General features: G+C 68.5%; 8 protein-coding genes. 4 read left to right on the top strand and 4 right to left on the bottom strand.

The features are described from left to right. Positions 1 to 3: 3 nt before the first annotated feature. Positions 4 to 1644: an alpha-glucosidase family protein gene (locus AAFF32_RS01550; protein ID WP_342316254.1), complete on the bottom strand. Its 1641-nt coding sequence runs from the start codon at positions 1642 to 1644 to the stop codon at positions 4 to 6. A 221-nt stretch (positions 1645 to 1865) separates the two neighbouring features. Between AAFF32_RS01550 and AAFF32_RS01545 the strand changes: the two genes are divergently transcribed. Genes AAFF32_RS01545 through AAFF32_RS01535 form a run of 3 tightly spaced genes read left to right on the top strand, consistent with a single transcriptional unit; the run spans position 1866 to position 7358 of the window. Beyond that, positions 1866 to 4166 carry a Six-hairpin glycosidase-like protein gene (locus AAFF32_RS01545; RefSeq protein WP_342316253.1) on the top strand — a complete coding sequence of 767 codons (2301 nt, stop codon included), beginning with the start codon at positions 1866 to 1868 and terminating at the stop codon, positions 4164 to 4166. Next, on the top strand, positions 4163 to 5653 hold the full coding sequence (locus AAFF32_RS01540; protein ID WP_342316252.1) for an MFS transporter: 1491 nt from the start codon (positions 4163 to 4165) through the stop codon (positions 5651 to 5653). The genes AAFF32_RS01545 and AAFF32_RS01540 overlap by 4 nt, the downstream gene beginning before the upstream one ends. 10 nt (positions 5654 to 5663) lie before the next feature. Further along, positions 5664 to 7358, top strand: coding sequence for an alpha-amylase family glycosyl hydrolase (locus AAFF32_RS01535; RefSeq protein WP_342316251.1), 1695 nt, complete (start codon positions 5664 to 5666; stop codon positions 7356 to 7358). 10 nt (positions 7359 to 7368) lie between these two features. Here the strand turns inward: AAFF32_RS01535 and AAFF32_RS01530 are convergent, their stop codons facing one another. The 3 genes from AAFF32_RS01530 to AAFF32_RS01520 all read right to left on the bottom strand — a co-directional run bounded on the left by AAFF32_RS01530 (position 7369) and on the right by AAFF32_RS01520 (position 11194). Continuing rightward, the gene (locus tag AAFF32_RS01530) at positions 7369 to 9318 is read right to left on the bottom strand and encodes a S9 family peptidase (RefSeq protein WP_342316250.1); all 1950 of its coding nucleotides are present in this window, start codon (positions 9316 to 9318) and stop codon (positions 7369 to 7371) included. 69 nt (positions 9319 to 9387) lie between these two features. Beyond that, positions 9388 to 10440: a LacI family DNA-binding transcriptional regulator gene (locus AAFF32_RS01525; RefSeq protein ID WP_216965563.1), complete on the bottom strand. Its 1053-nt coding sequence runs from the start codon at positions 10438 to 10440 to the stop codon at positions 9388 to 9390. A 58-nt stretch (positions 10441 to 10498) separates the two neighbouring features. Further along, a complete protein-coding gene (locus tag AAFF32_RS01520; RefSeq protein WP_342317194.1) occupies positions 10499 to 11194 on the bottom strand; it encodes a VIT family protein in 696 nt (231 codons plus the stop codon). A gap of 315 nt (positions 11195 to 11509) precedes the next feature. On the opposite strand from AAFF32_RS01520, the gene AAFF32_RS01515 reads away from it, so the two are divergent. Beyond that, on the top strand, positions 11510 to 12874 hold the full coding sequence (locus AAFF32_RS01515) for a glutamate--cysteine ligase (protein WP_342316249.1): 1365 nt from the start codon (positions 11510 to 11512) through the stop codon (positions 12872 to 12874). Positions 12875 to 12886: the final 12 nt, after the last annotated feature.

The following is a 12886-nucleotide window of genomic DNA, read 5'->3' as shown; positions in this document are numbered from 1 at the left end:
ACCTCAGCCGACCCGCGCGTAAAACACGCCGCGAGGCGGCAGCTGCAACGTGCCATCGCGCAATTCGCCCGCGCGCAGACCGTGATCATCGATCGGCGCCAGCGCGTGCAGCGCCGCGGGCACGTCCCACGCCTGCGCCGTCGCCGACAGATTGAACACCACCAGCAACGTCTCCTCGCCGGCGCCTCGCGTGAAGGCGAGCACCGGCTCGGCCGCGTCGAGGAAGGCGATCTCGCCGGTCACCAGCGCCGGCTGCGATTTGCGCCAGCGCAGCAGGTGGCGCACACCGTTGAGCACCGAACCGGCGTTCTCGTCCTGCACCGAAACGCTGAGCGCGCCGTGTTCGGCCGGCACCGGCAGCCACGGCTGCACAGCGCTGAAACCGCCGTTGGCATCGCCGTTCCACGGCATCGGCGTGCGGCATCCGTCGCGGCCCTTGAAGTTCGGCCAGAAGGTGATGCCGTACGGGTCCTGCAACGCCTCGAACGGCACCTCCGCCTCGGTCAGTCCCAGTTCTTCGCCCTGGTACAGGCACACCGAACCGCGCAGCGAGCACACCAGCGCGACAAGTTGTCTGGCCAGGTCCGCATCGAGCGCAGCATCGCCGCCCCAGCGCGTCACCGCGCGCTGCACGTCGTGGTTGGAGATGGCCCAGCACGGCCAGCCTTCGCGCATCTTCGCTTCCAGGTTCTCCACCGTGCCGCGGATGTAGGCCGCGCTGGAGTCGTCCGTCAGCAGCTCGAAGCTGTAGCCCATGTGCAGGCGGCGTTCGTTGACGTACTCGGCCATGGTCGCCAGCGAGTCCTCCGAGGAGATCTCGCCCAGCGTGGTCGCGCCGGGATAGCGGTCGAGCAACGCGCGCAGTTCCTCCAGGAACGCCACGTTCTCCGGCTGCGTGTTGTTGTACCAGTGGTACTGGAACGCATACGGATTGTCCGGGCTGAACCCGCGACCGGTGCGCAGTTCCGCCGGCTTGGCCGGGTTGTCGCGCAGCTGCGTGTCGTGGAAGCAAAAGTTGATCGCGTCCAGGCGCAGGCCGTCGACACCGCGGTCCAGCCAGAACTTCACGTTGTCCAGCGTGGCCGCCTGCACCGCAGGGTGGTGGAAGTTGAGGTCCGGCTGCGAGGCCAGGAAGTTGTGCAGGAAGTACTGGCCGCGGCGCGGCTCCCACTGCCATGCGACGCCGCCGAACAGCGACATCCAGTTGTTGGGCGGCGTGCCGTCGGGCTTCGCGTCTGCCCACACGTACCAGTCGGCCTTGGCGTTGTCGCGGCTTTCGCGGCTTTCCTTGAACCACGCGTGCTCGATCGAGGTGTGGCTGAGCACCTGGTCGATCATCACGCGGATGCCGAGCGAGTGCGCCTTCGCCAGCAGGCGGTCGAAATCGTCCAGCGTGCCGAACAACGGATCGACATCGCGGTAATCGGCGATGTCGTAACCGAAGTCGGCCATGGGCGACTTGAAGAACGGCGAGATCCAGATCGCGTCCACGCCGAGGCTGGCGACGTAATCCAGTCGCGCCTCGATGCCCGGCAGGTCGCCCACGCCGTCGCCGTTGGTGTCCAGGAAGCTGCGCGGGTAGATCTGGTAGATCACCGCGCCGCGCCACCAGTGGGTCTGTTCCGCGTTCCTGACTTCCGCCATCTGCCCTTTCATCCCCGACGCTGCCGTCCCTGTGTCTGCCGTGCCGTCCGTGCCGAATCGATCGTATGCACGCGCCTGCTGGCGCGCGATGGCGTGCACTATTCCACGAGGCCCCGCCGCTGGACATTGCCGCGGGCCGATGCCGGCGATGAATACGTATACAGCCGGCGCCGCCGCCGGCCCCGCGCACTACCATGGCGCGACTGAGCTGGGGAAGCTGCATGAATCGAACCCGTCCGGCGCCGATGCGCTGCATGCCACGCGCCACGCTCGCGATCGCGCTGGCGCTTGCGGGCGTCGCGACGGCCGTCGAGGCGGCTTCGGTCGACGTGGAATGGCGGGACAGCCTCACGTGGCAGGGCCATCAGGCCCGCATGCGCAGCGACGGCGATGGCTGGCGCCTGCATCCCGGCGCGGCCGACGCGAAGGACATCGGGATTCCAGCGCAAGCACTTCGCAGCCGCACCGCGAGCCCGTTGTTCGACGGCCTGTTCGCGCTGGCGCAGAAGGAACTGACGCAGGCGCAAGTCGAATCGATCAGCGACAACGCCTACGACAACGGCCGCCCGATTCCATGCCCGTGTTTCGAGACGGGCGAGAAATGGCGCTACGTGTGGACGCGCGACCTGTCGTTCGCCGCCGATCTGGCGCTGGCGCGCCTGCGCCCGGAACGCACGCGCGCCGCGCTGCGCTTCAAGCTGTCCGACCTGCGCGCCGGTGCGCCGCAGGGCACCTACGTGGTGCAGGACACGGGCTCGGGCGGCAGCTGGCCGATCAGCAGCGATCGCGTGGTTTGGTTCCTTGCCGCACGCGGCCTGCTCGATGCCCCCGCCGCCGATGCGGACGCCGGGCGTTTCCGCGATGAAGTGTGGGCCGCGTTGACGGACACGCTGGCGCAGGATCGGCAATACGTGTTCGACGCGGACACGGGCCTGTACCGCGGCGAGACGTCCTTCCTCGACTGGCGCGAGCAGTCGTACCCGCGCTGGACGTCGAACGACGTCGCGTTCCTCGCGCAATCCTTCGCGCTCTCCACCAACGTCCTGCATTACGAAGCGTTGCGACTGGGCGAACGCATGGCGCGCGAACGCGGCGACGCCCGCGCGGACGAGTACGCGCGCCAGGCCAAAGCACTGGCGGCGCAGATCGAGCGGCGCTTCTGGCGCGAAGACCGCGGCCTGTACATGAGCTACATCGGCACCGCCGCGCATCCGGTGCCGTTCGAAGCCTACGACCTGCTCGGCCTGTCGCTGCTGGTCGAAAGCGGCATCGCGCCGCCGCATCGCGCACGCCGCGCGCTGGCGAACTACCCGATGCTGGACTCCGGCAGCCCGGTCATCTGGCCGCAGCAGCCCGGCATCGCGATCTATCACAACCGCGCGATCTGGCCCTTCGTCAGTGCCTACGCGCTGCGTGCCGCGCGTACCACGAATGACGCCGCGCGCATCGATCACGAGATCCGTTCGATCCTGCGCGGCGCGGCGCTGGCGGGATCGAACATGGAGAACTACGAGCTGCGCACGCAGGCCGTGCACGTGGACGACGGCGCGCTCAGTGGGCCCGTCGTGAATTCGCCGCGCCAGCTGTGGTCGGTCGCGGGCTATCTGCAGATGGTGATGGAGGGCGTGTTCGGCCTGCAGGCCGATGGCAGCGTTGAGCCGAAGATCCCGACGTCGCTGGTGCCGCTGCTGTTCGGCGACGGCGTCCGCATCACCCTGTCGATGCCCGGACGCGAGGTCGTCATCGTGCGACCGCCGGCCGGCGAGGGCGACTTGCTGGTGCACGGACCTGTCGAGCGCGACGGCGAGCGCGAGACGGTGTACCTGGTGCCGTTGCGCGGCGCGCCGGTGGTCGAGCCTTCGCACCTCGACGCCGCGGCGTTCGCGCCGGCATCGCCGGAGGCGCCGGCGATGAAGCGCGACGGAGCGCATTGGCGCATCGACGTTCCCGCCGGCCAGAACCTGTATGTCGACGGCGTCTTGAAGACGCGCGCATCACCGATGGCTTCGAGCGCGCGCCTCGACGTGCGCGACGCACGCCAATGCGCCAGCCTCACGCGCGTTCACGACGGCATCGAGTCGCTGCACTCGCCCACGCGCTGCGTCGGCGCCGAGGTGGCGATCGACGGCGATTGGCCGCGCACCTGGCGCGCACCGCGCGCGGGTCGCTACGCGCTCAGCGTCGACTTCCGCAACACGTACGGCCCGATCAACACCGGCATCACGGCGGCGGTGAAGACGCTGGTGGTGCAATGCGACGGCATGGCCGAGCAGACCGGCACGCTGGTGATGCCGCACGGCGCGGCGCTGCAGCGCTCCAGTCCGGTCGTGGTCGAGGTTCCGAAGGGCGCGACGTGCCGCCTCGCGCTGCGCGACGGCATCAACATGTCCTACCTTCGACACAACGCGCGCTATACCGGGGGCACGGGCGGCGTCGACGGGCCGCTCAACTCGGCCGACATCGGCGCGCTGCACGCGATGCCGGTCAACGCGGCTCCAATCAATCAGAAGGCTTCTCCATGAGCACGAAACCGCGCCTGTCGTTCTGGCAGATCTGGAACATGTGCTTCGGCTTCCTCGGTATCCAGTTCGGCTTCGCGCTACAGAACGCCAACGTCAGCCGCATCTTCCAGACGCTCGGCGCGAGCATGGACGACATCCCGGTGCTGTGGATCGCCGCGCCGCTGACGGGCCTGATCGTGCAGCCGATCGTGGGCTACCTGAGCGACCGCACCTGGACGCGCCTGGGGCGTCGTCGTCCGTACTTCCTGATCGGCGCGGTGCTGGCGACGCTGGCGCTGTTCTTCATGCCGAACTCGCCGACCTTGTGGATCGCCGCCGGCCTGCTGTGGGTGCTGGACGCGTCGATCAACATCTCGATGGAGCCGTTCCGCGCCTTCGTCGGCGACCAGTTGCCGACCTCGCAACGCGCCAGCGGCTATGCGATGCAGAGCTTCTTCATCGGCGTGGGCTCGGTGATCGCCAGCCTGCTGCCGTGGCTGCTGGCGCAGGCGGGCGTGGGCAACACCGCCGGGCCGGGCGAAGTACCCGACACGGTGCGCTACGCGTTCTACTTCGGCGGCGCGGTGCTGCTGCTCGCCGTGGGCTGGACGGTGCTGCGCACGCGCGAATACCCGCCCGAGGTGCTGCGCGCGCACGACACCGTGGCGCGCGCGCCACAGCGTCCGCTGGATGGCGCACGCGCCCGGCGCAACGGTGCGGTGTGGCTGCTGGTCGGCGTCGCCGCCGCGTTCGCGGTGTGGCAGCTGGCGCTGGACAAGCAGCTCTACATCCTCGCGGGTCTGCTCATCGCCTATGGCGCGTCGCTGATCGTCGCCAGCGGTTTGCAGGGCCGCGGCGCGTTCGCGCAGATCGTCGGCGACCTGCACGACATGCCGGCGGAAATGCGCAAGCTCGCCGTCGTGCAGTTCTTCTCCTGGTTCGCACTGTTCGCGATGTGGATCTACACCACCGGCGCGGTCACGCAGGTGCACTTCGGCAGCTCCGATACCGCGTCGGCGGCCTACAACGACGGCGCCAACTGGGTCGGCGTGCTGTTCGCCGCGTACAACGGCTTCGCCGCGTTGGCGGCGGTGGTGATCCCGTGGATGGTGCGGCGCATGGGCCTGCGCGTGAGCCACCTGGTCAACGTCTCGCTGGGCGGACTGGGCCTGCTGTCGTTCCTGATGATCCGCGATCCGCACTGGCTGCTGCTGTCGATGGTCGGCGTGGGCTTCGCCTGGGCCTCGATCCTGTCGCTGCCCTACGCGCTGCTGTCCGACAGCGTGCCGGCGGAAAAGATGGGCGTGTTCATGGGCATCTTCAATTTCTTCATCGTCATTCCGCAGCTGGTGGCGGCAAGCCTGCTGGGCTTCCTGCTCAAGCATTTCTTCGGTGGACATCCGATCCAGGCGCTGACCATCGGCGGCATCAGCCTGATCGTCGCCGGCCTGTGCGTGCTGCGCGTGCACGAGCCGCGCGCTGCGGCGGCTGTCGCCAACGGTCATTGAGGAGCACTGCATGCATTCCAACGTTCGTCGCCGTTCCCTGCTGGCCTGTGCGCTGGCGCTCGCGGTGTGCGCGGGTTCTGCACACGCCGCCGATGCCGTGCCCGACTACTACGGCACGCTGGAACCGTTCGCGAAGGAGGCGGTGTACTTTGTCGTCACCGACCGCTTCGTCAACGGCGACCCCTCCAACGACCATCGCGACCAGGGCGGCGCGGATCCGGCGAAGCGCACGTTCGACCGTCCCACGCCCGGCAGCGATGCGGGCGACAACATCGGTTACCTCGGCGGCGACTTCAAGGGCATCGTCGATCACCTGGATTACATCCGCGGCATGGGCTTCACCGCGCTGTGGGTCACGCCGATCATCGACAACCCGGACGAAGCGTTCACAGGCGGCAAGCCCGCAGTGAAGGGCGGCTTCCTCACCGACGGCGGCAAGACGGGCTACCACGGCTACTGGGGCGTCAACTTCTACGAGCTCGACGAACACCTACCCAGCCCGGGCCTGGATTTCAAGGGCCTGGCCGACGCCGTGCACGGGCAGGACATGAAGCTGGTGCTGGACATCGTGGGCAACCACGGCTCGCCGTCGTACTCGATGCCCAAGCCGCAGCCGAAGTACGGGCAGGTGTTCGATCGCGACGGCAAGCTCGTCGCCGATCACCAGAACCTGCCGCCGGCCAAGCTCGATCCGAAGCACAACCCGCTGCACCGCTTCTACAACACCACGCCCGGGTTGGCCGAGCTGTCGGACTTCAACGAGAACAACCCGGCGGTGATGGATTACCTGGCCGGTGCGTATGCGCAATGGATCGACCAGGGCGCCGATGCATTGCGCATCGACACCATCGGCTGGTTGCCGCATCCGTTCTGGCACGAGTTCGTCGCGCGCATGCGCAAGGAGAGGCCGGGCATGTTCATGTTCGGCGAAGCCTTCGACTACGACGCGACCAAGATCGCCGAACACACCTGGGCGAAGAACGCGAACGTGAGCGTGCTGGACTTCCCGCTCAAGCAGGGGCTGGAGAAGGCGTTCGGGCATGAACGCGCGGGCTTCGAAGTGCTGGCCGATCGCCTGTACCTGGACGGCGGGCCGTACGCGAATCCGTACGAACTGGCGACGTTCTACGACAACCACGACATGGCGCGGCTGGACGCGAGCGATGAAGGCTTCATCGACGCGCACAACTGGCTGTTCACGGCGCGCGGCATCCCGGTGGTCTATTACGGCTCGGAGGTCGGCTTCATGCGCGGCCGGCCGGAGCACGACGGCAACCGCAACTACTTCGGCGCGCAGAGGATCGTGGACGCGCCGTCGCACGCGATCCACAAGCACCTCACGCGCATCGCGCACGTGCGTTCGGCCTCGCCCGCGTTGCAGCGCGGCTTGCAGCTCAACGTCGAGCTGAAGGGCGATCGCGCGGCGTTCTATCGTGTGTACCAGCACGAGGGCGTGGCGCAGACTGCGTTGGTGCTGCTCAACAAGGGCGATGCGCCGGCGTCATTCGACGTGAAGCGGTACGTGCAGGCGGGGACGTGGCGTGCGGCGATCGCGGGCGGCAAGGCGAAGGTGCGCGCAGGCGGTTCGCTGAAGGCGACGGTGCCGGCGCATGGCGTGGAGGTGTTCCTGCTCGATGCGCCGGTGACGCAGCCACAGTTGCGTGCGGAGCTGGATCGGTTGATGGCGGTGAAACGGCCGCTGTGACGCGGCCGACTCAACCGGCCTTCTGGCCGCCCAGGTGCCGTGACAGGAATTCGAGCAGGCGGGTGTAGTACTCGCGTTGGTGCTCTTCGGTATGGAAGCCGTGGCCTTCGGTGGGGAAGTAGAGCGTCTCCACCGGCGTCCCGGCGGCCCTGAGGGCCTTCTCCATCTTCTGGCTGTGGGCGATGGGCGCGGTGCTGTCCTTGCCGCCCGCGGCCAGAAACACCGGCACCTTGATCCGCTCGGCGATGCGATTGGGCGAACGTTGCGCGAGCGTCGCGTCGTCGTCGCCCATCCATTCGTTGGCGAACGTGCCAAGCCAGCGCGCGCTGTCGCCCAGGTCGTCGCGGCGCATCTGCAGGTCGTAGACGCCGACGTAGCCGACCGCGCAGCGGTACAGGTCGGGCTCCTTCGCGGCACCCATGAGGGCCGCGTAGCCGCCGTAGCTCGCGCCATAGATGCAGATGCGGCCTGCCTCCGTCACGCCTTGTTCCACCGCCCAACGGGTGGCATCGGTCAGGTCGTCCTGCATCGCGCCGCCCCATTCGCGCGCGCCGGCGTGCAGGAATGTGCGGCCGTAGTTGCCGGAGCCTCGGTAGTTGATCTGCAGTACCGCGTAGCCGGCGGCGGCCAGCATTTGCGTGTCGCGGTCGAATCCCCATTCGTCATAGAAGCCGAACGGCCCGCCGTGCGGCAGCACGACGAGCGGCAGACGCTTGCCGTCCGACCCCGGCGGCACGGTGAGATAGCCATGCAGCGGCAGGCCGTCGCGAGCGGTCAGCGCGATGGGGCGCACCTGCGCCGACTGGGCCGGATCGAACCAGTCCGCCCGGCTGAAGACAAGACTCGCCTCGCGCGTGGTGTTGTCGAACAGGTAGAAGTCGCCCGGGCTGCGGTCGCTTGCTACCAGGATCAGCGATAGCCGGCTGTCCCGCGTGGACGAAACGACGCGCACGGACATTCCGGGGAACGCCTTCTCGAGCATGCGCTGCGCGCGCGCCGGGGGCGAAGTCTCGTCGAAGTAGCGGCTGACCAGCCGTTCCTTCATGTAGGTCGCGCCCACCGGACTGCCGGCGGCGTCGTGGATGATCGAATGCGGGTCGACCACGGCGTCGCGCAGGACGTCGCTGCGCTGTCCGGTCGCGGTGTCCAGCGCCACGATCGCATCCGGCCCCTGCGACTGCTCCACCTGCAGGTACGCCGTGCGATTGTCGGGCGCGAAACCCAGCGCGAGTTCGACCCGGTGGCTGGTGGCCTCGTCGTTGATCAGGCGCCAGTCCGCGCCGCGCGCATCCCGGTAATAGAGCTTGCTGACGTTGTCGCTGCCGGCGCCGCGCGCGAAGCGCACTTCGCCATGGCCATCGGTCGTGAAGCGGGCGCGCCGGACAGGTGCTGTGGCGACGGTGACGCGGCGCCCCGTGACGACGTGCATGCGGTCGATGCGCGTGGTCGGGTCGGCCGTGAATGCCTGCACGGAGATCAGCACGCTGTCGTCTTCGGCGGGCAGGTCGTCCTCGAGGAAGCCTGCGTAGAAGTCGCCGAACGTTTGGGTCGCCGAGATGCCGGTATCGCGTTCGTAGTGGCTCATCAGCGTGCGAGCGAGCTTGCCATCGGCGTTGATGGCATGCAGCTCGCCAGTCGGCACGGGGCTTTCCAGCGTGCTCAGGCGTTCGGCCATGCTGACCACGATGCGCTGGTCGTTGACCCAATGGAAATCGGCGATGTCCGACTTCTGCGGTCCGCTGACGCGGGCAGTGAACGCCTTGTCGGAACGGCGGATCACCGCCAGCATGGTGCGATCGGCTGTCGGCACGGTGACCGCGTAGTACTCGCCGGTGGGCGAGATCTTGATGTCGCCGTAGACATCCTTCTTCAGATACGGCGTCAGGTCGACCTGCGCGATGGCAGGAAAGGCGAGTGCAACCAGCGCCAGACCCACGATCGGGTCTTTCGAATGCTTCATCCGTGATCCCCCACCCGCGCACCGCGCACGGGCCGGGCCAAGTCTAGCCGCGGCCGAGCGTTCGCGGCATCAGGCGCCGCTCGACTTTCTCACCACCAACGACGTCGGCAGCGTGATGCTGTGCGTCTGCTCGCCCATGACCTGGCGCAGCAGCGTTTCCACCAGCAGTTCGCCGGCGCGCTTGGTGTCCTGGAACACCGTCGTCAGCGGCGGGTTGGCGAAGCGCGCGGTCGGGATGTCGTCGAAGCCGACCACCGCGATATCCTCCGGCACGCGCAGGCCCGCATCGGCCAGCGCGCGCATCGCGCCGATGGCGATCAGGTCGCTCGCGGCGAACACCGCGTCGAACGAACCGCCGCGCGCCAGCAACTCGCGTGCGGCGGCGTAGCCTTCTTCCTCGGAGCTTTCCGCGTCGACCTGCAGGATCGCTTCCATCGCGCCGCCCACTTCGCGCAGCGCGGCGTCGCAGCCGCGGAAGCGGTCGAAGAATTCCGGGCAGTGGCTCGACGCGCCGCCCAGGAAGGCGATGCGGCGACGGCCGAGTCCGACCAGGTGTTCGCCCGCCAGGCGCCCGCCGTTGAAGTTGTCGCAGCCGATCGACAGGCCCGGCTGGTCCGGCAGCACCGCGCCCCAGCGCACGAAGCGCGTGCCCTGCGCGACCAGTTTCTCCAGCTTGCCCTGGTAGGCCAGGTAATCGCCGTAGCCCAGCAGGATCAGGCCGTCGGCCTTCATGCTGTCCTCGTAGTCGGCGTGCCAGTCGTCGGAGAGCTGCTGGAACGAGATCAGCAGGTCCTGCCCCTCGCGCGCGCAGGCGCGGGTGATGGAGCCGAGCATCGACAGGAAGAACGGGTTGATGTGCGACTCGTCGGGCGTGGGGTCCTCGAACAGCAGCAGCGCCAGCGTGCCCGAGCGCTGCGTGCGCAGGCTGGAGGCGTGGCGGTCGACCTTGTAGTTGAGCTCGCGAACCGCGTCCTCGACGCGCTTGCGCGTTTCGGCGTTGACCAGCGGGCTGCCGCGCAGCACGCGCGACACCGTCGCCTGCGAGACGCCGGCGCGGTGGGCGATGTCCAGCGAGGTGATCTTGGTCTTCTTGCTGCGACCGAGGTAATGCACTTGCGACATGGCCGCAGTATGTAAGCCCTTGTCGGTGAAGGCTTGCCGCAGTGCGGCATCGGCCGGTTCACACAGACACGTCGAACAACGACCCCACCCCAGACGACACCGCCATCGCCAGCGCACCCCAGAACGCCACGCGCGCCGCGCCGCGCAGCATCGGCGCACCGCCCGCGCGGGCCGCGAGCGCGCCGGAGACGAACAGCGCGCTGATCGTCACGGCGATCGTCACCGGTTGCACGATCGAGGCCGGCGACAGCAGCACCGAGGCCATCGGCAGCACGCCGCCGCTGACGAACGCCGTGGCCGAGGCGAACGCCGCCTGCACCGGTCGCGCGCGCAGGGTGTCGGTGATGCCCAGTTCGTCGCGCGCGTGCGCGGCCAGTGCGTCGTGCGCGGTGAGCTGTTCGGCCACCTGCCGCGCCAGCTCCGGTTCCAGGCCGCGCCGCACGTAGATGTGGGTGAGTTCGTTGAGTTCGAACTGCGGCTGCGCGGCCAGTTCGCGCCGCTCGGTGGCGAGGTCGGCGAGTTCGGTGTCGGCCTGCGACTGCACCGAGACATATTCGCCCGCGGCCATCGACATCGCCCCGGCCGCCAGGGCGGCCACGCCGCTGGCGAGCACGGTCTCGTGCGAGGCACCGCTGGCGGCCACGCCCACCACCAGTCCCGACACCGACACGATGCCGTCGTTGGCGCCCAGCACCGCCGCGCGCAGCCAGCCGACGCGGCTGGAGCGGTGCGATTCGCTGTGGCGTGTGGGCAGATCCGGCAGACGGTGCGGGGCCGGTGCGGTCTCGTGCGGGCGTGGTTCGCGGGTCATGTCCGCAGGGTAGCCAAGCCGCCGCGAGGGCGCGACCGTGGCCGCGAAGGCGATGCTTCCGGATTACTGCGTTGCACGGCCGGCGATAGGTCCATTCACGCCGGCTCGCTACACTGACGTGATGGCCTGCACAGTCTGGACGTTCGTCCGCTGGCATGCCCGCCGCGAAGCCCATGGGGGCGCGGCATCCGTGCAACGCCCCGGCGTCGCACGAGCAGGGCCGCCGGCCCTGCGGTGGGCTTATTTCGCGAGGTGCGTGTGTCCGGTCCCAGCCAGGTCAAGGATGTTCCCATCGAGGGTCGGGCGCAGCTCGTCGAGTTCCTCAGCTCCGGCGTGCGTCCGCGCGAGGACTGGCGCATCGGCACCGAGCACGAGAAGTTCGGCTTCCGCACCGACGATCTGCGTCCGCCGACGTTCGACGGCGATCGCGGCATCGAGGCGCTGCTCAAGGGCCTGACCCGCTTCGGCTGGCAGCCGGTGGAAGAGCACGGCCGCGTCATCGCGCTTACGCGCGAACAGGCTTCGGTGTCGCTGGAGCCGGCGGGCCAACTGGAGCTGTCCGGTGCGCCGCTGGAGAACCTGCACCAGACGTGTTCGGAAACCAACAGCCACCTGCGCGAGGTGCGCACCGTCGCCGAGCCGATGGGGCTGGGCTTCCTGGGCATGGGCTTCCAGCCCAAGTGGCGTCGCGACGAAATGCCGTGGATGCCCAAGGGCCGCTACAAGATCATGCGCGAGTACATGCCCAAGGTCGGTTCGCTCGGCCTGGACATGATGACCCGCACCTGCACCGTGCAGGTCAACCTGGACGTCGGCTCCGAGGCCGACATGGTGAAGAAGTTCCGCGTCTCGCTGGCGTTGCAGTCCGTCGCCACCGCGCTGTTCGCCGATTCGCCCTTCACGCAAGGCAAGCCCAACGGCTATCTGAGCTATCGCTCGCACATCTGGACCGATACCGACGCCGGCCGCACGGGCCTGCTCGATTTCGTCTTCGAAGACGGCTTCGGTTACGAGCGCTACGTCGACTACCTGCTCGACGTGCCGATGTACTTCGTCTACCGCGATGGGGAATACATCGACGCCTCGGGCCAGTCGTTCCGCGATTTCCTCGACGGCAAGCTGCCGGCTTATCCGGGTCATCGCCCGGTGCTGCGCGACTGGGCCGACCACAGCACGACGGCATTCCCGGAAGTGCGGCTGAAGAAATACCTCGAGATGCGCGGCGCCGATTCCGGCCCTTGGAACCGCATCTGCGCGCTGCCGGCGTTCTGGGTCGGCCTGCTGTACGACGACGCTTCGCTCGACGCGGCGTGGGATCTGGTCAAGGACTTCAGCCTCGCCGAGCGCCATGCCCTGCGCGACGGCGTGCCCAAGCACGCGTTGAAGCTGCCGTTCCGCGGCGGCACCGTACTCGACCTGGCGCGCCGCGCGCTGGAAATCTCCGCGCAGGGCCTGCGCCGCCGCGCCCGCATGAACGCCAACGGCGCCGACGAGTCGGTGTTCCTGGAGCCGATGATGGAGTTCGTCGAAGCCGGCATCACGCCGGCCGAACGCAAGCTCGATCTCTACAACGGCCCGTGGCAGGGCGACATCGACCGGGTGTTCCGGGAGTTTGCGTACTGAGCTGCGGCGCGC

The sequence above is a fragment of the Lysobacter sp. FW306-1B-D06B genome (assembly GCF_038446665.1).
Classification (GTDB): domain Bacteria; phylum Pseudomonadota; class Gammaproteobacteria; order Xanthomonadales; family Xanthomonadaceae; genus Lysobacter_J.
The sequence above is the reverse complement of the archived record's forward strand: the minus strand, read 5'-3'. Positions and strand labels throughout refer to the sequence as shown.

What these genes read in the sequence shown, in the direction of transcription:
- AAFF32_RS01545 (WP_342316253.1), top strand. Translation starts at nt 1,866, where the DNA reads ATGAATCGAACCCGTCCGGCGCCGATGCGCTGCATGCCACGCGCCACG.
- AAFF32_RS01550 (WP_342316254.1), bottom strand. Translation starts at nt 1,644, where the DNA reads ATGGCGGAAGTCAGGAACGCGGAACAGACCCACTGGTGGCGCGGCGCG.
- AAFF32_RS01530 (WP_342316250.1), bottom strand. Translation starts at nt 9,318, where the DNA reads ATGAAGCATTCGAAAGACCCGATCGTGGGTCTGGCGCTGGTTGCACTC.
- AAFF32_RS01540 (WP_342316252.1), top strand. Translation starts at nt 4,163, where the DNA reads ATGAGCACGAAACCGCGCCTGTCGTTCTGGCAGATCTGGAACATGTGC.
- AAFF32_RS01525 (WP_216965563.1), bottom strand. Translation starts at nt 10,440, where the DNA reads ATGTCGCAAGTGCATTACCTCGGTCGCAGCAAGAAGACCAAGATCACC.
- AAFF32_RS01535 (WP_342316251.1), top strand. Translation starts at nt 5,664, where the DNA reads ATGCATTCCAACGTTCGTCGCCGTTCCCTGCTGGCCTGTGCGCTGGCG.